Below are 20,772 nucleotides of genomic sequence, written 5' to 3' on the forward strand. Positions count from 1 at the left end.
GCTGGGGCGGCTTTTTTGTGCTGTAATAGGGCGTGCCCGGACACTCCAGCTTTTTTCGCTTGCGGATTAGCGGAATCTCTGTCCGCAAGCCGGGAGTGGAACCCGGAATTAACCTTCTTTTCCCGGGCGGCGGCAAACTTTTATTCTCCCGGCAGAAGGTTTTTTGCTATAATGGTTAGAAGGAATACATATGTTCGCTTCACGGCGGAGAAATGGATGAAACAGCAGGAATATCCTGCCTGCTTAAGAGGAGAGATCGGATTTGCGCATCCTGGGCATTGACCCGGGGCTGGCGATTGTCGGCTTCGGCTTCGTGGATAAGGTAGGAAACAAATTAACGCCGGTTCAGTACGGGTGCATCCAGACGGAGGCGCACACGCCGGAGGAGGAACGTCTGCTGCATGTATACGAGGGTATGGTGCAGCTTATTGATAAATACCAGCCTGATGCGGTCGCGGTGGAGAAGCTGTTTTTCAGCCGCAATGTGACCACGGCCCTGCCGGTGGCGCAAGCAAGAGGTGTGCTGATCCTGGCTGCTGTCCAGCGCGGGCTTCCCGTCGCGGAATATACTCCGATGATGGTGAAGCAGGCTGTGGTAGGCTATGGCAAGGCCGAGAAGAAGCAGGTGCAGGAAATGGTCAAGCTGCTGCTGAAGCTGGCGGCTGTACCGAAGCCTGATGATGTGGCGGATGCGCTGGCAGTGGCGGTATGCCACGCCCATTCGGTGAGTCTTAATTCCAAATTAAATGAGGTATTGCGAAAATGATAGATTACTTAAGAGGGCCGGTTGTCCATCTGGAGCCGGAATATGTGGTGGTGGATGTCCAGGGCATAGGATACCGGGTGTTCTGCCCGAATCCGTATGCTTTTGCCAAGCTGGAGGGGCCGGTAATGATCTACATTCATTACCAGACACGCGAGGATGCTACCCTGCTCTTCGGGTTCCCGACAAGAGAAGAGCAGAAGCTGTTCCGCAAGCTGATTGAAGTATCCGGCATTGGCCCGCGCGTAGCCCTGGGGATTCTGACCGGTGGAACACCGGATCAGCTGATCTCGGCGATTTACCAGGAGAATATCACCTTTCTGACCAAGCTTCCGGGGATCGGCAAGAAGACGGCCCAGCGGATGATTCTGGATCTGCGGGACAAGCTGGACGGCCTGAGCGCGGTGTCCATGCAGACTGGATTGTTCGCTGCAGCGGCTGAAGCCCAGGCGGCTGAGGATGCAATGCCGTGGGAGGAAGCGCGGGACGGGCTGAAGGCGCTTGGATATACCGAAGCCGAGCTGGACCGGGTATGGCTGACCATGAAGAAGGAAGGCGCCGATTCAGGACCGGTTGATGTGCTGATGAAGAAGGCGCTGGGGCTGCTCTATACAGCCAAATAGGCTGCTTGACAGAACGGAGTGATGGATAAATGGATGACCGGATAATTTCGGCTAATCTGATGATGGACGAGCAGGCGGTGGAATTAAGTCTGCGCCCCCGTTATCTGGGAGAGTATATCGGACAGAACCAGGTTAAAGAGAATCTGAAAATATATATAGAAGCTGCCAAGATGCGCAGTGAAGCGCTGGACCATGTGCTGCTGTACGGGCCTCCCGGTCTCGGTAAAACAACACTCGCGAATATTATCGCCAATGAGCTTGGTGTGAACCTCAGGACAACATCCGGACCTGCCATTGAGCGGCCCGGCGATCTGGCCGCGCTGCTGACCAATCTGCAGCAGGGCGATGTGCTGTTCATTGACGAGATTCACCGGCTGCACCGGACGGTGGAAGAGGTGATGTATCCGGCGATGGAGGATTTCGCGCTGGATATTATGATCGGCAAGGGGCCGAGCGCCCGCTCGGTGCGCCTGGACCTGCCGCCCTTTACGCTAATCGGCGCCACTACCCGCGCCGGGCTGTTGTCTGCGCCGCTGCGTGACCGCTTCGGAGTGGTCAGCCGGCTGGAGTATTATACGATCGACGAGCTGAGCTTCATCGTTTCCCGCAATGCCGAACTGCTCGGTATTGAGATTCTGGGCGATGCTGCCGAAGAGATCGCTTTGCGGTCGCGGGGAACTCCGCGGATTGCCAACCGCCTGCTGAAGCGGGTCCGCGATTTCGCGCAGGTGCGCGGCGACGGGATCATTACACCGGAGATTGCCGGAGAATCGCTGAAGATGCTTCAGGTGGACCCGCGCGGACTGGACAGCATCGATCATAAGATGCTTCATTCCATGATCAGTTCCTTCCGCGGCGGGCCTGTGGGGCTGGATACCATAGCTGCAACAATCGGAGAAGAGAGCCAAACCATTGAGGATGTGTATGAGCCTTACCTGCTGCAGATTGGATTTCTGCAGCGTACGCCGCGGGGGAGAGTTGTGACTCCTGCCGCTTACCAGCATTTGGGCCTTCCGCTTCCTCCGCAGCCGCAATAATCCTTGTTTTGCTATCATCTCTATGATTAGGAGGCATCAAGATGAATCTTGCCAGATGGAAAAAGTCAGGAATGGGCTTGCTTGCAGGTGTCCTGATGGCAGGGGGCCTGCTGCTTCCTGCCGCTGACAGCCATGCCGATCCGAACACAGCCATCCGGGTTGCGCTGTATGCCGATATTGGCAGCAAATATAAATCTACCGTCCCTTTCGTGACGCTGAGCTCGACGATGGGCTTCAGCCTGATGTCCGGCAGTGCGCAGCTGCTGCCCATTCCGCCCAATAACAAAATCCGCATCAGCCTCGACGGATACAAGGTCAAGGTGATGGACAGCCCTACATGGCAGGCGGCCGCAGAAGCCGCCAAGAAGCTTCAATCGACCTCCGATAAGCCGATGTTATTTGTGGCTTCACGCAATGGTGCGAACGTCTATCAGCTGTACACAGGCCCGTACACCAGTGAAAGTGCTGCCAGGGAAGGGCTGAACCGGGTAAGCAAAGCAGGCCTGTCCCTTGCTGAAGGGCAGACTCCTGCCTTGGCTGGAAGCAAACATCTGTCTGCTGGCTCCTTTGCTACCCAGGAAGAAGCGGATGCTGTGGTCAGCACAATTACTGCGGCTGGCTTTGATGCCTGGAAGACGCTGACGGGCGGGCCAGCCGGCAGCGCGCAAATAGAAGTGTGGGTCGGAGAAGCGGCAAGTGACAGTGATCTTGCCGCGCTGCGGACTGCAGTTACGGCTGCGCTTCCGCAGCTTGCCGTCTCCGCCGGAGCGGCTGCGGCACCGGGGATGATGATCCGTACAGATGCGGGGCTGGACTGGAACAGCGAGAGCCAGGCATTTCATTACCAGGTGTCCGGTACAGGAGCCAAGTTCATAGTCTCCGGTAATTCCGCCGGGATTCAACTGGCTGAGCGTTCCAAGCGCATTTACCGCGGCAATCTGGAACTCAGCGGACTTGCGGGATCACTCGCTGTCATTAACGAAGTTCCGCTGGAGCAGTACTTGTATGCGGTAGTCGGCGGAGAAGTTTCATCGGGCTGGCCCGAAGAAGCGCTTAAGGCCCAGGCCGTAGCGGCGCGCAGCTATGCGCTGTCACAGGGCAACCGTTTTGATGTGGCGAATGTGGTGGATACCACACTCAGCCAGGTGTACTACGGTATTGGTGCTGAAGCACCGACGATTACCAAGGCAGTAGATGCTACCGCCGGCGAGGTGCTGCTGAGCGGCGGCAAGGTCGTGGAGGCAGTGTTCTCCTCCAACAGCGGCGGTGTGACCGCCGACCCTTCGGAGGTATGGGGCAACGGAGGCGCTACCTTTGTCAGTGTTGCCAGTGCTGAAGACTCCGCTGCAGCAGCATCAAAGAAATGGTATTACTTGCTGCTGGACCGCGGCGTCTCGGGTTATGCCCGGGAGGACAATATCAAACTGACCGGCGGCAAGACAGCGGCAGGCCTGGCAATAGCAACTGCGAGCACCAAAGATGTGAATATCCGCCCGCTGCCTGTCGTTGAGAGCAGTGCAAGTCCGCTTGGCAAGCTGAACCCCGGCGAAAATGCTGTAGTTCTGGATCAGTTCTATGAGAACGGAAGCTACAGCTGGGTTAGAGGACCCTACTCTTCAGCGGAGCTGCTCAAAAGCCTGTCAGGCAAGGTCAGCAGTTCGCTGCCCTCTTCCATCAGCAGTCTGCAGGTTTCGCAGCGCGGGCCTTCGGGAAGAGTGACACAAGTAAAAGCCAACGGGGAGATTCTGCAGGTGAAATATCCTGATCTGTTCCGTTCGGCGTTCGGCGGATTGCCGAGTACCTTGTTTGATATTGTACCTGCCGGCAGTTATACTGTATTAGGCGCTGACGGCTCTACGTCAACGGTTAACAGCTCCCAGAGTGCTGGAGTTCTCTCTGCGTCGGGCAAAGTGACTGCTAATGGCAGCGGTACCGTAGTTATGGGCGCAGATGCTTCGTCCAGAGTAGTCACGGCCAGCCCCGGATTCTATTTTATGGGCTGGGGGAACGGCCATGGGCTTGGCATGTCCCAATGGGGCGTGAAGGGCATGGCCGACAAAGGGTATGATTACAAGCAAATATTGCAACACTATTTTAATAACGTTACTATAGTTAAGGAATGAAGACTGACCATGAATGTAGACGATTATGACTTCCATTTGCCGGAGGAGCTCATCGCCCAGACTCCGCTGTCCGACCGCAGTGCATCGCGGCTGCTGCTCGTGAACAAGGAGAATGGCCAACTGGAGCATCGGCATTTTACGGATATACTGGAGCAATTTCAGCCGGGAGATACGCTGGTTCTGAATGATACACGGGTAATTCCCGCCCGGCTCTTCGGCGTCAAGGAAGACACCGGTGCGAAGGCGGAGGTCCTGCTGCTGAAAAGTCTGGGCGAAGACCGCTGGGAAGCGCTGGTGAAGCCCGGCAAGAAGCTGAAGACCGGAGCTGTGATTATCTTCAGCGAGGAACTCCGGGCAGTGATTGAAGACGAGGCTGACATGGGCGGACGGACGCTCCGCTTCATCTATACAGGAATATTCCAGGAAATTCTGGACAGGCTGGGAAGCATGCCGCTTCCGCCGTATATCAAGGAGACGCTGGATGACCGTGAGCGTTACCAGACGGTCTATGCCAAGCATGAAGGCTCGGCGGCCGCGCCGACCGCAGGTCTGCATTTCACCCGGGAGCTGCTGGAGCAGATCAAGGCAAAAGGTGTAACGATTGCCTATATTACGCTTCATGTCGGACTGGGAACCTTCCGTCCCATGTCGGTAGAGAAGGTAGAAGAGCATGTAATGCATGCCGAGTATTATGTCTTGTCCCGGGAGACAGCAGATGTGCTTAATGCAGCCAGAGCCCGGGGAGGAAGAATCATAGCTGTGGGCACAACGTCCTGCCGGACACTGGAAACAGTCGGCAGACAGGCTGAAGGCGGCCCGATTCAAGAATGCAGCGGCTGGACGGATATTTTTATCTATCCCGGGTATGAATTTACCGTTGTTAACGCACTGATTACCAACTTTCATCTGCCCAAGTCTACATTGGTGATGCTGGTGAGCGCCTTGGCCGGACGGGAGAATATTCTGGCCGCCTATGAAGCCGCGATTCAGCAGCACTACCGCTTTTTCAGCTTCGGTGATGCAATGTTTATTTATTAAGCAAGAGGAAGGGTTAAATATATGGCAGCAATAACTTATGAACACATCAAGACCTGCAAGCAATCCGGTGCGCGGCTCGGCCGGGTGCATACCCCGCATGGTGTAATTGAGACGCCTGCTTTTATGCCTGTAGGCACACTCGCCACTGTCAAAACAATGAGTCCCGAAGAATTGAAGCAGATGGATGCGCATATTATTTTGAGCAATACATACCATCTGTTTCTCCGTCCGGGCCATGATATTATCCGCGAAGCCGGCGGCCTGCACAAATTTATGAACTGGGACCGGCCCATCTTAACAGACAGCGGCGGTTTTCAGGTTTTCTCGCTAAGTGATATGCGCAAAATTACCGAAGAAGGCGTGCATTTCCGTTCCCACTTGAATGGAGATAAGAAGTTCCTCTCGCCGGAGGTGGCGATGGAGGTCCAGAATGCGCTGGGCTCTGATATCATGATGGCTTTTGATGAATGCCCGCCGTATCCGGCAGAATATGATTACGTCAAAAAGTCACTGGAACGCACTACACGCTGGGCCGAAAGATGTCTCAAAAGCCATGCCCGTCCCGAAGACCAGGGACTGTTCGCTATCGTTCAGGGGGGCATGTATGAGGATTTGCGGCGCCAGAGTGCGGCTGATTTGACTTCCATGGATTTCCCGGGGTATGCTATTGGGGGGCTCAGCGTCGGAGAGTCCAAGCAGCTTATGTATGAAGTGCTGGATTATACGGTTCCGCTGCTGCCGCAAGGGAAACCGCGTTATTTAATGGGCGTGGGTTCACCGGATGCGCTGCTGGAAGGATCAATCCGTGGAGTGGACATGTTCGACTGTGTTCTGCCTACACGTATTGCCCGCAATGGGACAACGATGACCAGTCAGGGAAGGCTTGTAGTCCGCAACGCGCAGTATGCACGCGACTTCGGGCCGCTTGATCCGGAATGCAACTGCTATACCTGCCGGAATTATTCCCGTGCTTATTTGCGCCATCTGATCAAAGCCGATGAAACCTTCGGCCTGCGGTTAACGACATACCATAATTTGCATTTCCTGCTGGATTTGATGCGTAAAGTACGTGAAGCTATCAGGGAAGATCGGCTGCTTGATTTTCGCGATGAGTTTTTTGCACAATATGGATTATACGATAATCTAAAAGGATTTTAGGTAATGGGCAGTGTTTCATTGTCTTTTGAAAGGGGGGAGAATTATGTTACAGTTTCAATATGCAGCAACAGCAGGGAGCGGCGGAAGCATCCTGGGTCTTGTAGGCCCGTTTGTACTGATGTTTGTGGTGTTCTACTTTCTGCTCATCCGTCCGCAGCAGAAGAAGACCAAAACGCGCAACGCAATGCTGAAAGCTCTGAAAAAAGGCGATAAGGTCGTAACCATTGGAGGCCTTCACGGGACGATCATGGAAATTTCCGATGACATCGTAGTCCTGCGGGTAAATGATGTGACCAAGCTGACCTTTGACCGGGGTTCCATCAGCCATTCGGTTGTGGAAGTAGAAGACAAAGAGTAGCCTTTAGTACAGCCTTACATAAAAAGCGTCGTTTCCTGCAAGAGGGACGGCGCTTTTTTTCATGTTATTAGGTCAGCCAGTGACTTCTGGTTGGCCTATTTTTTTATAAGTAAAATATGCTGTTTTGCTGCTTTTATAATCCGATATTTTACATATTTGCAAAAATAAATTTACAGTAGTATATTAATTAATTGGATAAATGAGGTATATATTTAAATGTTCAACAATTATAGTTTAGTTTTCATAAATAAATATACTAAAAATTGAAATAAAGTAAAAATATGTTTACAATTTATATCGAAAGATGTAGAATTGGCTTTGCAAGTGAAAGTTATTACAAAGTGTGAAATTATGAAATAAATAATATATTAATTAAATTTTACCATCAGAGGTACGACTTATGAAATCGATAGTTGATAAAAAGGATATTGGTTTGTTAAAAAGATGTTTGATGTATCTCTTTCCTTACAAATTGCGTGTAATTACTACCTTTTTTTGTATTGTGTTTTGTCTGATTCTGCAAATTATTGAGCCATTAATATTAGGTAAGGTCATAGCTTTATTGTTCTCTAAGGAATTTGAAAAGCTGAGTGTAATGCTAATGTACCTGTTTGTAACAGAGCTTTTTGTAACCATTTTAAGTTTCTTTCAATCCTATTTATTTTCCTCATTAAGCGAAAATATTATTTATGACTTGAAAAGAGATATGTTCCAAAAGATCATTGAACTTCCCGTAAAGGCTTTCGACCAAATGAAGGTGGGCGAATTTATATCCCGTTTACAGGGAGATACTGCAACTGTAGCGAGCATCCTTACAAACCAATTGATTAATACTGCAATCGATATTCTTCGAGTAGCCATCATATGTATTGTTGTGTTTCAAATTAGTATTCCACTATCTTTGGTGATTGTAATAAGCTTTCCGGTTACATTCCTTATTTTTACCTTCTCCGGGAAAAAAATAAGGAAGCAAAGTGAAGAGCTGGCTAAGTTAAACGATAGCTATTTCAGTAATCTCCAGCAGTCCATAACCGGGATCAGAGAGATCAAGAGTTTGGGCATCAAGAAGATAAAAATTAATCAATTTCTGGATCTGGCCATCCTGCTTAAAGAAAAAAATATAAATATTAATATTATCAGTACTGTGGCCCGGTCATTATCGCAGTTCACTTCATTTCTCTCACAACTTTGTGTTATGGCTATAGCAGGATTCCTAATATATAAAGGACAGCTGAACATTGAATACTTTATTGCGTTTACCTCTTACTCCAGCCAGCTGACCGGTTCATTAATGAACATTACCCAAATCAGCAGCAACATCCAGAAGGCGCTGACTTCGCTTGAAAGAATTTTTAATCTGCTGGATGAGTTTGGTTACAAGAAGGAAAAGTTTGGGGATTTGGACAAGCAGCACATTGAAGGGGAAATTAAGTTTTGTAATATTTCGTTCGGTTACGGGGACGACTTGCGGGTTGTTGACAACTTGAGCTTTACAATCGCAAAGAATAATACAACTGCAATAGTAGGGAGCAGCGGGGGCGGGAAAACTACAATTTTTAATTTGCTGCTGCATTTTTATGAGGCTGATACAGGTGCTATTTTGATTGATGGAATGGATATCAAACATTTTAATGAAGAAACACTGCGCACCCATATATCGATCGTACACCAGACTCCATACTTATTTAATGCAACTTTTGCTGAAAATATGTTGATAGCCAATGAAAAGGCAACAGAAGAAGAAATGATAACTATTTGCAAAAAAATAAAAATTCATGATTACATCATGAGTCTTCCTCATGGATATAAAACAGTGATAGAAGAGAATGGCGCGAATCTGTCAGGCGGCCAAAAACAACGGATAGCCATCGCAAGAGCGATGCTGAAAAAATCCAAAATTATATTATTCGATGAAGCCACCTCATCACTGGATAATGAAACCCAGCAAATGGTCAAGGAATTAATAAGTTCAATGTCTCATGACCACACTGTTGTCGTGATTGCCCATAGGCTCTCAAGCATTATTGATTCAGATGAAATTCTAGTTATTGATGCCGGCAAACTGGTAGGCCAAGGAAGCCATTGGAATCTTCTAAATGACAATTTTACATATAAAAAGTTATATGAAAGCGAACTGGAATGCAGAGAATTAATTAGTTGATATACTTTTCGGAGTGCCCGCCACTCTGGAATTTATATATTTTAATCTACTACATACGAAGGGAGGCGAAATGAAATGAGAAAATTAATTAAAAAGAATTTTTCGCAAATGCATACTGTTGAGGCATACGCAGATTGTCATCTTTCTTGTGCATGTTATTGCGCCACTTGCAGCTGCTGGGGTCCTGATTTCTTGCATGTTAGCAATACTAGCGCAGATAGCGGATCGCAAAACTACACTCCGACTGCAACCGCTCAAGTGAGAGGTTAACCGAAAAATGCTAGGGTTCTAAAGACAAAGCTACCTGTCATCAGAGCCCTAGTCTTTTTATTCCTTGTGCAGAAGCATGACTACAAAACGGTAAAGGAGACAGTCCATTGTTGACCAAAGAAAATCCGTTGATATATTCGTTCGAAAATATGGATAAGTATTATTTTTTTGATGTGAATAAAAATAAAATTATCAATGTCGATGAGGAAATTTATCAAATTATCAATGATCCTGAAGAGATACGTTCAAGCGGGCATCCGGTTATCCAAAAATTAAGGGATCAAGGATATCTGTCTAACAATCGCGTGGAAGAAATAAAGCATAGCAATGGAAGAATGCTTGATGAGCTTTTAGGCTATAATTTAAAAAAAATAATTCTCCAAGTGACTCAAAATTGTAATTTCAGATGCAATTATTGTGTGTATTCGGGGTCTTATGTAAATCGGGTACATAGCAATAAACGAATGGATTTTGCCACTGCCCAAAAAGGAATAGATTTTCTGATCGAGCACTCTAAGGATGCCAAGGACATCGATATCAGTTTTTATGGCGGCGAGCCGTTGCTGGAGATGAACCTGATTATTCAGTGCATGGACTATGCGATAAAAGCGGCCGAAGGGAAAAACGTTTCTTTTAGTTTGACCACGAACGGCAGCCTGCTCAATGAAGCTAATGTGAAGAGATTGCTGGGCTACAATTTGAGAATTACCGTTAGTATGGATGGGCCTCAAGAAATTCATGATAAGCACCGCACGTTTGCCTCAAACGGTTGCGGAACTTTTAATGCTGTTTATGATAACATCAAAAGAATTGTAGAAAAGTACCCGGACATCAAAAAAAATCTCTCCTTTTCTATGGTTATGGACCCAACAGCGCAATTTAATTGTTTAGATGAATTTGTCGCCAGTGAAGAAGAATTCTTCAATGAATCAGCGGTGATCGGAAGTTTTGTATCCAATAATTACCGGAATGACCGCATTCAATTCAGCGAAAATTTTGTAGGGGAATGGGAATACAGCAAATTCAAATATTTGTTGTTTGTACTGGGCAAGGTTTCCAAGGCGAACAATTCACAATTAATCAGAGCCGCCTATCGGGAGCATTTTGAGTATATCAGCAATTCGCACCGGAATATTGCCCCATTAGCCAAACAGGATCACCATTCGGGACCTTGTGTACCGGGACAAATCCGGTTATTTATGAGTACGGATGCCCATTTTTATCCATGTGAAAGGGTTAGTGAGACATCGGATATTATGAGAATCGGCAATATTGAAGAGGGGTTCTTTTTTGACAAAATAGAGAAATTATTAAATGTAGGACAACTTACGGAAGAAAACTGTAAGGAGTGCTACGCTTTCCGGAACTGCAGAGTGTGTGCTTCATTGTCCGATGATGGAAATCAACTGAGCAAGGAAGCAAAACTAAAGGCCTGCCAGGATGTCCGCTACAATTTTGATGAAATGATGAAGGACGTATGCACCCTAAAAGAATGCGGATTGAAGAAAGAAATGGTTCAGAAGATTACAGGATAATGATTTGGAGGGAAGTATGTTGAATAAAGAAAGTGTATTAATCTACCCTTACGACTCCCATTTTACTCCCTTGTTAAGAGACAAAGGTTTTGTTGACCATTACAGCAATATCCAGCTTTCCTCTTTGCCCGGATGGGGGTTATGCGGCAAGGATGCCAGCTATGCTGATGGAGGCGGATTCCTTGGCATTACTGTGAGTCAGGAATTTGAAGAGATTTTGAGCGAAATTGATACTGTAATATTTGCTGAAGCGGACAATTCATATACGCTGGAAAAGAATATCTACCCCAAAATCTTGAGTGCAATTGAAGCAGGGAAAAACATTATTACCCTTGTTCCATTGAATGAAAAAGTAGAAGAAGTACAGGAAAAGTGCGGGAAGAAGGGCAGCTATTTTATAAATTATGGAGACAATAATCTGGATACTGCAGATTTCTTAAATGCTCTGGCGTTTGGACAAAAAGAAATTATGGATTGTACTACCCCGATCCTTGCAGTCGTTGGCATAGCTGAGAACACTCATAAGTTTCAGTTGCAATTGGATTTAAAATCCGCTTTTGAAAGCATGGGTTATAAAGTGAGTGTGGTTGGTTCCAGATCCTATTGTGAATTTTTGGGGTTTCATTCGTTTCCAGGGTTTATGAAAGAATTAATAAGTGAGTCAGATAAAATCTTGTGCTATAACCGGTACATCAAACAGATTGAATCCACTGAGGAGCCGGACCTAATTATCGTAGCTGTACCAGGCGGCTTTATGCGTTATAACAACAAAATCACCAATGACTTTGGAATTACAGCCTATGAGATTTTTCAGGCGGTTGTTCCCGATGCTGTAGTAGTAAGCCTGTTTCACGAGAAATATACAGCAGAATATTTGGATGGAATTATGAATTCTATCAAATATAAATTCGGCTTGGATATTGATGCCTTGAATATAACCAACAGGCAAATTGATTGGGTCGAAATGACTAACTCTAAGCCAAGTTCTGTAAACACATTAACGCTTAATCAAGATTTTATGCAAAAGAGCATTGAGGAATGTAGTGTTATAACTTCAGTCCCTGTATTTAATGTTCTGGATAAAGGAGACACGGCGAAAATTGCCGATTTAATTGTAGACAAATTATCGGAAGCTGAAATGGCGGTCAATTTCTAGGAGCTTAAATATCAGGAATAGCACATAGTTATGAAAGGGATGGTACACTTGGGGATTGTAAGCCAGGAAATCAGTGCTATGGAAATCGCAGAGTCGCTGAATGAGATATTAAAGAGCAGATTGCTGATAGATACCGATTCATGGGGGCAAGACAAATACAACCGGAATTTTCTTGAACGGAACGTGAATATGAAAGCAAGGCATCTGCTTAGATTATATTTTGAAATTGAAGCAAATTTCGGCATTTCTATTCCGGAAAAGGATATTGTATCAGGTGATTTTAACACGATATCCAAAATTTCTACAATTATTCACAGGGAAATTAAAAATAAAACTACTAGGTAGTGGTAGTAGAATGAAGGCCCATAATCCAATAGATGTTTGCCTCATTGATGACGGTGTAAATGAATATCCGTTTCATATTGGCACTCTAAAATATAATAAAGAAATAAAAGATAATCTAAAAATAATCAATCGGAAGCATTATGATCAACATCTAAAAAGCCACGGTACGGTATGTGCAGGAATCATAAAAAAATATGCACCCGCCGCCAGACTTTCCAGCGTTAAGATCTTAAATGAAAAAAATAACCGCAAAGGCACAACTAAACAATTGATTACAGCATTATATTGGTGTCTGGCTAACCATATCAAAATCGTCAATCTCAGTTTAGGGTCAACCTCTTTTTTGGATTTTGCCGCCATTCGGGATTGTGTAAATGAAGTGGCGGAACAGGGCGTTATTATGGTAGCCGCATCTAATAATAACGGCCTCTTTACTTTGCCGGCAAGTTTAACAAATGTAATAGGAGTAAAGAGTTCCGATGACCTGAACTCCAATTCATATGTGTTTGATCCTTATCCTTATGATGGAGTAGATGTGATTACAAGCGGTAAACATTCTATTCCATCAGAACAAGGTGAGGTTTTTGAGACGAACAATTCCAATAGTTTTGCTGCTCCTTTTATAACCGGCAGAGTACACGGGATCCTCACTGAGAACCCTTTTTTTACTTTAGAAGATATCAAAAAAGAACTGTATACTCATTCCATTTCAAATAAAAGCAGCTATAACCCCTACTTAATTATAAATCCAGATTGTATGATGAAAAAAAAGGAATACAGCATATCACCCGTAAAAGAGGGTGTTCATGAAATAAGAATGCTCTCACCCGAGAACTTGAACGAACAAAAAGTTAGGATATGGAGCAGTGAATTCTATGGAACTTATATCCATGGGCTGCTGAAAACAATGAATACAATCGATCCTCCTGTTCCTGTAATATTAATTATCGGTTACTTAAGGAAGGAATTCTCAATTGCACTAAATCATTTTTTCCATAAGGATAAATTCTACCCGGTCATGATATCAGATCATTCCTCCGATATCTTTGACGGTTTCGAATACCTGCCTGAAGGGATCGGCTGCTCAGCGTTTTTCGGATTCATTCACCAAAAATACAAATGTGATGTAATTATTTTTGCAAGTGAAGCCTCTGATTCAAACGACTTTGGAGATTACCCGTTTGATATTACAATTAATCTGTCGGAAAGAAATGATTCGACTAAAAAACATTTTGTTTATGATTATAATCAACAAGAGGAAATTATGGATGTTTCGATATATGCAAATCACAAGACATTAAGCAAAGACGTTAGAAGAACTTATAAATCCTTACAGAAAATATTAACGAGTTAAAGCGTGGCAGCTTGTTGAAGGAAAGGCCGGGAACCCTCTGTTAGGGGCTCCCGGCCTTTTGTGTAGGAGTAATCAGTGTGTATCGGTTGCACGGCTGCGAAGGGCCAGCTGCCCTTCGCCACTGCGCAGAGTCAGTTTGGCGAGTTGAACGGCAACTGTGGTTGACAGCACGGCCAGCAGGGTGCCGCCAAGCATGTCAGTCAGCCAGTGAATGCCGAGATAGAAGATGCCGAACACTATAATGACTGCGGACACAGTGGTGATCGCCATCCAGCGGCGGTTGCCGGAGCGGAAGGCGAGCAGGGCGGTGGTTACAGAGATTGCGGTGTGAAGGCTCGGGAAGCAATTGTCCAGACCTGAGAGCGGCCTGTACTCCTGCTCAAATCTCGGGAAGACATCCAGCATGGTAAACCGGACGCCTGCCGGTACATAGGACCATACTTCATTCACCGGGAAATACAAATAAAACGGAATGGCAATGGCATAGTTGATGATAATCGCATAGCAGGTTGCGTAGAGCATGACACGGTTCTTATCCAGCAGGTAGACACCCAGAGAAGCAGCCAGCACGGCTTGAAGCATAAAAATGTAGAAGAATACAATGATTGGCGTCAGCCAGGGAGCAAAGAACAAATGCTGCAGGTCCCTGACAAAATGACCTTCAAGCCCAAAAACAAAAGACGTGTAATCGGAAGTAATATGAAGCTTCTTCTCAATTTGCAGTTCGTATTTATTCACGGCCAGCACACCGAACATTCCTGCTACGAGCAGCAGAAATTTATATGAGCGGACAAGTTCCTTTCCGATCTCCACAAAAGCCAGCAGAGGATTGCGACGGGCACCGAGCCACATCAATACAGTTACAATTACAACGGTGTACAGCACTACATAGTTCATAGATTGGTAAAGCAAAACAATCGAAGCCTCCTTGATCCCGCATGTAAAGTCAGATGAATCCAGTTTACCATATTTTCAAGAGCAGGTTTCGATTATATTGAAATTTTAGGATTTATGTAAATTAACCCCGAATATCCCACCGAATGCTGCGATGCCCGCGGCTGCCAGAATCCACAAGCAATCGATGCCTGCAGGAGCACTGTCCAGCGCCAGAAAACCAATCAGCAGGACAATAATGCCGTAGAACGCTCCCGTAATTCCCCCATGATACCAGCCTTTGCCGGGGGCTCTCCGCCCTGCAGTCAATCCGCCGAAGGCGGCAGCAATACCATGTACAATATAAGTGTACATAGTAAGGTCCTGTTCTTCCAGTCCGCTTCCCCAGAGTAAAAGGGAGAGAACCATCGCCCCCAGCAGCATCCACAGAAAAGCGCGGCATAAACCTGATAACACTGGACTCGATATTCTCCACGAGAATAGACGCCGGATTAAATACATGGTATGACCTCCTAAAAGTTTTTTGAGCGTTATTGTACACAAGGAATGATTACTAACTATTGTATGGGGGGGCTTGCCCCAATAGTACACGAAAAGGGCTTAAAGCCCTTTTACCATTAATTAATAAGCCCGCTTCCGAATGTTCCCTTGGTTGAGGGGCCAGAATAGGGGTACATTATTTTGCCCGGCACGATGGCGGCGGGTGACCAATGGAAGGAGAGCGAAGAAAATATGTTCCAGCATATTTCCGGCCGTATCTTGATGACTGTGCTGATGTATATCTTCATTTTCCTGTGCATGCGGATTATGGGCAAACGGGAAATCGGCAAGCTCTCGGTATTTGATTTGACGATCTCCATCATGATTGCCGAGATTGCCATATTTTCCATAGAAGATATTGAACGGCCGATTTATGATGGGTTGGTGCCAATGGCAACATTGGTGCTGATTCAGGTCCTGGTGGCCCAGTTCAGCCTGAAGAGCAGAAAGCTGCGGCTCCTGATCGACGGCAAACCCAGCATTCTGATCTCCAATGGCAAGCTGCATCGCGGGGAAATGCGCAAGCAGCGGTATAATATTGATGATCTGCTGCTTCAGCTTCGCGGACAAAATATCGACAGTCCCGCCGATGTGGAGTTTGCAATCTTAGAAACCAGCGGCCAGCTTACAGTTATTGAAAAGAACAAGGGAATATCCTCCAGCAATCAGAGCGGCAACAGCAGTTCAACCGCCGAAGTCAGAGAGAAGACCAAGCCTTCCGAAGAGAACAGCGCAGGCAGCGTTAAGCTTCCGAGCCATAAAATCAGATATGAGGGCCTGCCGATTCCGCTTATCATGGACGGTAAGGTTCAGGACCACAATCTGGAGATGATCGGCAAGACGCGATTCTGGCTGAGAACCCAGATTCGCCAAAAAGGCGTCTCGGATTTCAGGGATGTGTTTCTCTGCTCCATTAACCATAAGGGAGAAATTTATGTAGACCGTCTGGATATGCGTTGAAGCTTCAGCGCCATTTTTTGATAAAAGGCACCCGGTCCAGATCACGAATGGAGATTAGGCCTGATAACAGACAGATTCCGAAATAGAGCGCCATCCCGCTGCCGGCAGCGAACAAGAATTGGGCCCACTGCGCAGTGGCGATTGGCACAGAGGTATAGATATAAGACATCCCGGCAGCCATAATAATCATCGCGGCAAGTGTTTTGAGCGGATCAGCGAGCCTGAGTGACAATGAGATCAGCCGGACCAAGCTGAACCCATGAAGCAGAGTTACCAGAATACTGTTGATGATAATCGCGATAATCGCACCGTAGATTCCATACTGGGGCTGTGAGGCCAGCAGGAGAATAAGCGCGATTTTGACGACCGCTCCAATCAGCGTGTTGACCAGTGCCCTACCTGGACGCTCCATGGCCTGCAAGGCAGCCTGCAGCGGTGCTTGGACATATAAAAACAATGCAAAAGGGGCCATCATCCGCAGCATCGGGGCGGTGTCGGCATTGCCGTACATCAGCGTACAGAGCGGTACGGCAAAAATGTACATAACCGCAGCAAACGGGGCACCGGTTACCATGGCCAGGCGCAGCGCCTGATGCATTCTTTTGTGAATTGTGGGCAGATCACGGCGCGCCGAAGCTTCCGACAGGGAAGGCACGAGCGATACCGCAAGCGAAGAGCTGAGCACCCCCGGCAGCAGCAGCAAAGGAATTACCATCCCCTGCAGTGACCCATACTGTGCGGTAGCAGCTGCCGTAGCAATACCGGCGAGGGCAAGACTGCGGGCCGTGATAATGGATTCCAGCAGATAAGAGAAAGAACCCACCAGCCGTCCGGCAGTGACAGGCACAGAAATTCGGATCAGCCGCTTGAATATGGAATGATTTTTGGCGGGAGAGGCCGTTTTTACGGGGGGTTCCGGCACAGGGACTGGTGTGGTTGCTATGGGAGATAATTCTGCTTTCTTGTCCCTTTTTACGATAAAATAATATTGCCACAAGAGCGCCAGCATGCCGGCAATCTCTCCAACCGTTACACCCAGCATGGCTCCTGCTGCCGCATAAGCAACCCCTCTGGGAAGCAGAAGCCAGGAGAACCATAGCATAAAAACAATCCGGATAACCGATTCCAGGACTGAGGACAGCGCCGAAGGAATCATGTTCTGTCTGCCCTGAAAATACCCCCTGTAGATCGCAGAAACGGCAACAATAGCAATCATCGGTGTCATGCTGACGAAGGTGTAATAGACCCGGCTGTCGGTCAGAATCACATTGGAGACCCAGGAAGCGCCGGATAATGCGAGCAGCGTGAAAAAAACACCAAGTCCGAGACTAAGGGCCAGTCCGCTGTGCAGAATCCGCCGGGATTCCTCTGGGCGTCCTTCTCCTTCGGCTTCAGCGACCATTTTGGCAATGGCCAGCGGAATCCCCCCGGTGATGATCGTAATCAGCACAATGAAAAACGGATAACCGAGCTGATACAGGCCTACACCCTCGGCGCCGATCACACGCGGTAAAATAATTCGCGGAATAAAGCCGAGCATCCGGTTAATGATGCCTGCGGCCAGCAGTATCAAGGTTCCTTGAATAAAGCTCTGTTTCCTCAAAGGGCACTCCTTCTTCCCACAAGTAGTCTCTCTTACATTGATATGCGGATGATAGGCTTTTCCATGACAAGCTTTATCGGTGACAACTTTTCAGCCGGAAGAAGGAAACTAGGGAAGTCTGGTCGAATACTATTTGTGAACATGCATAAGCGAGGTATCTTTGGAGGTGTCAACACGTGGAATCGGAAGAATGGAGTTATGAACAGCTTAGTGATGAAATCGAAGCCATGTGCCGCAGCAAAGCGGAGGAATTTCGGCTCCTCGGCTATGAATATGTAACAGGCAAGGATATCTGGGACTGCGTCAGCCGCAACTATGACAAGGAAGGCAGACCCGCCCTGCATAAGCTGGTGAATGATATCTATTCACTCAAGGCCAATAGTTATATGAACTATTTGACTATTGCCGCTTATCGCGGTTTGAACGTATAAAAAGGAACGATTTACTTTTGCAAACAGGTTCAGGAAGCGTTAAAGTAAGAGAAGAGCATTCAGCATTTCCTATGAAAAACGGATGGCATGCCGCATGAGCAGAGCCGGCCGTTTCTTTGTGTGAGAACCGTAACGTCCTTTCTGCTTGAATTGACGGTGATTTCGCACGTAGCTATAATAGGAATATTGAGTAATGAAAGGGGAACTAGCAAGAGCATGAAGAGAATGTTGAGCTTTATTATTACCGTGCTCGTATTAACCGGGGTCATGGCATTTACTACTCCCGGGCTGCTGGACAAGGTCCGTCTAGGGCTTGATCTGAAGGGCGGCTTCGAGATTCTGTATCACGCCGAGCCAATGGAGGCGGGAGCAGAATTATCCCGTGCTTCGCTGCAGAAGACTGCAGAGAGCCTGGAAAAACGGGCGAACGCACTCGGAACAAGCGAGCCTGAGGTCACTACAGAAGGAACGGACCGCATCCGTCTGAAGATTGCGGGCGTTACCGATGAGGCCGAAGTCCGCAAGAAGATGAAAGAACCCGCAGTTTTGACCTTCCGCAGTGCCGCTGAGGGGGATCCGCAAGGTACCTTCAGCAAGATTGAGCTTGTAGGAAGTGACTTTGTTGAGGGAGCGGCGGAGGTTCAACGCAACAATTTGAATCAGCCTGAGATCAGCATCAAGATCAAAGATAAAAAGAAATTTGCGGAAATTACCAAGCGGTTGCTTGGTAAAGAAATGGCTATCTATCTCGATGATCAGCTGTTAGGTAATCCACCAATCGTTAGAGCGGTATTGACAGACGGCACTGCTTCAATCTCTGGTAATTATACTATAGATGGAGCACGTGAACTGGCTGATACCATTAACCTTGGTGCTTTGCCGCTGAAGCTGACAGAGAAATATTCCCAAAGCGTAGGCGCAACACTGGGTAAACAGTCCCTTGACCAGACTATCAAAGCAGGACTTGTAGGCTCATTAATTATTCTGATATTCATGATCGGCATGTACCGGTTGCCGGGTCTTCTGGCCAGCTTCGCGCTGATCCTTCATACCTGGCTGCTGATTGCGGTATTCGTCGTTGCCGACTTCACCTTGACTCTCCCCGGTATTGCCGCATTTATTCTCGGTATAGGGATGGCGGTCGATGCCAATATCATTACCAATGAACGGATAAGGGAAGAAATGCGCAACGGCAAGAGTATTTTGTCTTCTGTCAAAGCAGGGAACAAAACCTCTTTCCGTACAGTTATGGACGCGAATGTAACTACCATTATCGTAGCGGCCGTAATGTTCGCTTTTGGTACGGGCGCGGTTAAGGGCTTTGCCCTGATCCTGATCGTGGAAATTGTGCTTAGTATCGTGACGAACCTTTATTTTGCCCATTGGCTGCTTACCGTGCTGGTCAAAGCCGGCGCTCTGAAAAAGCCGAAGCAATTTGGGGTAAAGGAGAGTGACATCCGTGCGCTTTAAGAAAGAGCTTGATTTTGTACATCTGAGCAAATTTTTCTATATTTTCTCCATTGCCATTACGGTAGCCGGCCTGATCTTTCTGGCAACCATGGGTCTGAATTACAGCGTTGATTTCAAAGCAGGCTCCAATGTGGACGTCTCGCTGTCGAAGAACATCACGCTGGAGCAGCTTAAGCCGGCTCTGAAGGATCTGGGCATTTCCCATGAGCCGGACATTACCTTAGGTGAGAACCGGGTGAACATCCGTTATGATGAAGTGCTTGATAGTAATCAGGATGAGGCTTTGAAAGCTGCGGTAACCAAGCTGGATGACAAAGCTTCCTTCGAGATCAACACCGTCGATACGGAAATGGCCAAAGAGCTGGCACGCAATGCCATCTATTCGGTTCTAATCTCTTGTCTCGGGATTATCATTTATGTAAGTATCCGCTTTGAATGGCGGTTTGCCTTGGCCGCGATTGTGGCCCTTGTGCATGATGCTTTTATCGTGGTAGCCGTCTTTTCGATCTTCCGCCTGGAGGTTGACCTGACCTTCATTGTCGCGGTGCTGACGATCATCGGTTATTCCATCAACGATACCATCGTTATCTTTGACCGGATCCGCGAGAATCTGCGTTTCGGCAAGCAGAAGACCTATGAGGATCTTAAGGCACTGGTCAACAAAAGTGTGGCCCAGACGCTTATGCGCTCTCTGTACACAGCGTTTACGGTATTTATCGCCGCGTTCTTCCTGCTTGTCATGGGTGGAGAATCGATCAAAATGTTCTCGCTTGCTATGGTTATCGGTTTGCTCTTCGGAGCCTACTCATCGATCTTTATCGCAAGTCCGCTCTGGCTGCTGCTGAAGAAACGCCAGAAGCAGACCGTGAAGAGCAATCCGGCTAAAGCCTAAAGCCGTCACACCCGAAAAGCCGCGTCAAAGACGACGCGGCTTTTCGAAATCTTTGGAGCGG

Annotated in this window: 20 protein-coding genes; 17 read left to right on the forward strand and 3 right to left on the reverse strand. The window is 47.3% G+C overall.

All coding sequences use genetic code 11. The features are described 5' to 3' along the window. Positions 1–262: 262 nt before the first annotated feature. The 13 genes from ruvC to BLQ82_RS23360 all read left to right on the forward strand — a co-directional run bounded on the left by ruvC (position 263) and on the right by BLQ82_RS23360 (position 13,921). Entirely contained in the window at positions 263–766 is a 504-nt protein-coding gene (gene ruvC, locus BLQ82_RS23300; RefSeq protein ID WP_020426620.1) for a crossover junction endodeoxyribonuclease RuvC, read from the forward strand. Then, positions 763–1,386 carry a Holliday junction branch migration protein RuvA gene (gene ruvA, locus BLQ82_RS23305; protein ID WP_062519103.1) on the forward strand — a complete coding sequence of 208 codons (624 nt, stop codon included), beginning with the start codon at positions 763–765 and terminating at the stop codon, positions 1,384–1,386. Before ruvC ends, ruvA begins: the two co-directional genes overlap by 4 nt. Before the next feature lie 29 nt (positions 1,387–1,415). Further along, complete coding sequence (ruvB, locus tag BLQ82_RS23310; RefSeq protein WP_020426618.1) at positions 1,416–2,423, forward strand: Holliday junction branch migration DNA helicase RuvB; 1,008 nt, start codon at positions 1,416–1,418, stop codon at positions 2,421–2,423. A gap of 41 nt (positions 2,424–2,464) precedes the next feature. Then, positions 2,465–4,546: a SpoIID/LytB domain-containing protein gene (locus BLQ82_RS23315; protein WP_062519104.1), complete on the forward strand. Its 2,082-nt coding sequence runs from the start codon at positions 2,465–2,467 to the stop codon at positions 4,544–4,546. A 9-nt stretch (positions 4,547–4,555) separates the two neighbouring features. Further along, positions 4,556–5,584, forward strand: coding sequence for a tRNA preQ1(34) S-adenosylmethionine ribosyltransferase-isomerase QueA (gene queA, locus BLQ82_RS23320; protein ID WP_062519106.1), 1,029 nt, complete (start codon positions 4,556–4,558; stop codon positions 5,582–5,584). A 21-nt stretch (positions 5,585–5,605) separates the two neighbouring features. Beyond that, complete coding sequence (gene tgt, locus BLQ82_RS23325; RefSeq protein ID WP_062519108.1) at positions 5,606–6,742, forward strand: tRNA guanosine(34) transglycosylase Tgt; 1,137 nt, start codon at positions 5,606–5,608, stop codon at positions 6,740–6,742. 43 nt (positions 6,743–6,785) lie between these two features. Then, a complete protein-coding gene (gene yajC / locus BLQ82_RS23330) occupies positions 6,786–7,100 on the forward strand; it encodes a preprotein translocase subunit YajC (protein WP_062519109.1) in 315 nt (104 codons plus the stop codon). A gap of 400 nt (positions 7,101–7,500) precedes the next feature. After that, positions 7,501–9,261 (forward strand): ABC transporter ATP-binding protein, encoded by a 1,761-nt coding sequence (locus tag BLQ82_RS23335; RefSeq protein ID WP_074648550.1) that lies wholly within the window; start codon positions 7,501–7,503, stop codon positions 9,259–9,261. A 75-nt stretch (positions 9,262–9,336) separates the two neighbouring features. Beyond that, positions 9,337–9,531 carry a CLI_3235 family bacteriocin precursor gene (locus BLQ82_RS33255; RefSeq protein WP_074648552.1) on the forward strand — a complete coding sequence of 65 codons (195 nt, stop codon included), beginning with the start codon at positions 9,337–9,339 and terminating at the stop codon, positions 9,529–9,531. A gap of 107 nt (positions 9,532–9,638) precedes the next feature. Then, positions 9,639–11,066: a Cys-rich peptide radical SAM maturase CcpM gene (gene ccpM, locus BLQ82_RS23345; protein ID WP_062522021.1), complete on the forward strand. Its 1,428-nt coding sequence runs from the start codon at positions 9,639–9,641 to the stop codon at positions 11,064–11,066. Positions 11,067–11,082: 16 nt separating this feature from the next. Further along, positions 11,083–12,222, forward strand: coding sequence for a TIGR04066 family peptide maturation system protein (locus BLQ82_RS23350; RefSeq protein ID WP_062522023.1), 1,140 nt, complete (start codon positions 11,083–11,085; stop codon positions 12,220–12,222). Positions 12,223–12,252: 30 nt separating this feature from the next. After that, entirely contained in the window at positions 12,253–12,567 is a 315-nt protein-coding gene (locus BLQ82_RS23355) for a peptide maturation system acyl carrier-related protein (protein WP_062522025.1), read from the forward strand. A gap of 10 nt (positions 12,568–12,577) precedes the next feature. Further along, positions 12,578–13,921, forward strand: a complete 1,344-nt coding sequence (locus tag BLQ82_RS23360; protein ID WP_062522027.1) for a S8 family serine peptidase — start codon at positions 12,578–12,580, stop codon at positions 13,919–13,921. Positions 13,922–13,993: 72 nt separating this feature from the next. On the opposite strand, the gene BLQ82_RS23365 is transcribed toward BLQ82_RS23360, so the two are convergent. Next, entirely contained in the window at positions 13,994–14,833 is an 840-nt protein-coding gene (locus BLQ82_RS23365) for a phosphatase PAP2 family protein (RefSeq protein WP_244280962.1), read from the reverse strand. A 90-nt stretch (positions 14,834–14,923) separates the two neighbouring features. Beyond that, positions 14,924–15,316: a TIGR04086 family membrane protein gene (locus tag BLQ82_RS23370; protein ID WP_062522031.1), complete on the reverse strand. Its 393-nt coding sequence runs from the start codon at positions 15,314–15,316 to the stop codon at positions 14,924–14,926. 231 nt (positions 15,317–15,547) lie between these two features. Here BLQ82_RS23370 and BLQ82_RS23375 point away from each other — a divergent pair, with 231 nt between their 5' ends. Continuing rightward, positions 15,548–16,315 carry a YetF domain-containing protein gene (locus tag BLQ82_RS23375; protein WP_062522148.1) on the forward strand — a complete coding sequence of 256 codons (768 nt, stop codon included), beginning with the start codon at positions 15,548–15,550 and terminating at the stop codon, positions 16,313–16,315. Positions 16,316–16,319: 4 nt separating this feature from the next. Here the strand turns inward: BLQ82_RS23375 and spoVB are convergent, their stop codons facing one another. Beyond that, a complete protein-coding gene (spoVB, locus tag BLQ82_RS23380) occupies positions 16,320–17,918 on the reverse strand; it encodes a stage V sporulation protein B (protein ID WP_062522033.1) in 1,599 nt (532 codons plus the stop codon). A 176-nt stretch (positions 17,919–18,094) separates the two neighbouring features. Here spoVB and BLQ82_RS23385 point away from each other — a divergent pair, with 176 nt between their 5' ends. The 3 genes from BLQ82_RS23385 to secF all read left to right on the forward strand — a co-directional run bounded on the left by BLQ82_RS23385 (position 18,095) and on the right by secF (position 20,711). Beyond that, entirely contained in the window at positions 18,095–18,349 is a 255-nt protein-coding gene (locus BLQ82_RS23385; protein ID WP_039835880.1) for a post-transcriptional regulator, read from the forward strand. Positions 18,350–18,565: 216 nt separating this feature from the next. After that, on the forward strand, positions 18,566–19,819 hold the full coding sequence (secD, locus tag BLQ82_RS23390) for a protein translocase subunit SecD (RefSeq protein WP_062522034.1): 1,254 nt from the start codon (positions 18,566–18,568) through the stop codon (positions 19,817–19,819). After that, entirely contained in the window at positions 19,809–20,711 is a 903-nt protein-coding gene (gene secF, locus BLQ82_RS23395; protein WP_062522036.1) for a protein translocase subunit SecF, read from the forward strand. The genes secD and secF overlap by 11 nt, the downstream gene beginning before the upstream one ends. Positions 20,712–20,772: the final 61 nt, after the last annotated feature.

Origin of the sequence: Paenibacillus jilunlii (genome assembly GCF_900102965.1) — a bacterium.
In the GTDB taxonomy this organism is placed as follows: domain Bacteria; phylum Bacillota; class Bacilli; order Paenibacillales; family Paenibacillaceae; genus Paenibacillus_AQ; species Paenibacillus_AQ jilunlii.

Excerpts from the sequence above, each read along its gene's own strand:
- secD (WP_062522034.1), top strand. The coding sequence starts at position 18,566 with ATGAAGAGAATGTTGAGCTTTATTATTACCGTGCTCGTATTAACCGGG.
- queA (WP_062519106.1), top strand. The coding sequence starts at position 4,556 with ATGAATGTAGACGATTATGACTTCCATTTGCCGGAGGAGCTCATCGCC.
- BLQ82_RS23335 (WP_074648550.1), top strand. The coding sequence starts at position 7,501 with ATGAAATCGATAGTTGATAAAAAGGATATTGGTTTGTTAAAAAGATGT.
- ruvA (WP_062519103.1), top strand. The coding sequence starts at position 763 with ATGATAGATTACTTAAGAGGGCCGGTTGTCCATCTGGAGCCGGAATAT.
- tgt (WP_062519108.1), top strand. The coding sequence starts at position 5,606 with ATGGCAGCAATAACTTATGAACACATCAAGACCTGCAAGCAATCCGGT.
- ruvB (WP_020426618.1), top strand. The coding sequence starts at position 1,416 with ATGGATGACCGGATAATTTCGGCTAATCTGATGATGGACGAGCAGGCG.
- BLQ82_RS23355 (WP_062522025.1), top strand. The coding sequence starts at position 12,253 with ATGAAAGGGATGGTACACTTGGGGATTGTAAGCCAGGAAATCAGTGCT.
- BLQ82_RS23370 (WP_062522031.1), bottom strand. The coding sequence starts at position 15,316 with ATGTATTTAATCCGGCGTCTATTCTCGTGGAGAATATCGAGTCCAGTG.
- BLQ82_RS23350 (WP_062522023.1), top strand. The coding sequence starts at position 11,083 with ATGTTGAATAAAGAAAGTGTATTAATCTACCCTTACGACTCCCATTTT.
- BLQ82_RS23360 (WP_062522027.1), top strand. The coding sequence starts at position 12,578 with ATGAAGGCCCATAATCCAATAGATGTTTGCCTCATTGATGACGGTGTA.
- yajC (WP_062519109.1), top strand. The coding sequence starts at position 6,786 with ATGTTACAGTTTCAATATGCAGCAACAGCAGGGAGCGGCGGAAGCATC.
- BLQ82_RS23315 (WP_062519104.1), top strand. The coding sequence starts at position 2,465 with ATGAATCTTGCCAGATGGAAAAAGTCAGGAATGGGCTTGCTTGCAGGT.
- BLQ82_RS33255 (WP_074648552.1), top strand. The coding sequence starts at position 9,337 with ATGAGAAAATTAATTAAAAAGAATTTTTCGCAAATGCATACTGTTGAG.
- BLQ82_RS23375 (WP_062522148.1), top strand. The coding sequence starts at position 15,548 with ATGTTCCAGCATATTTCCGGCCGTATCTTGATGACTGTGCTGATGTAT.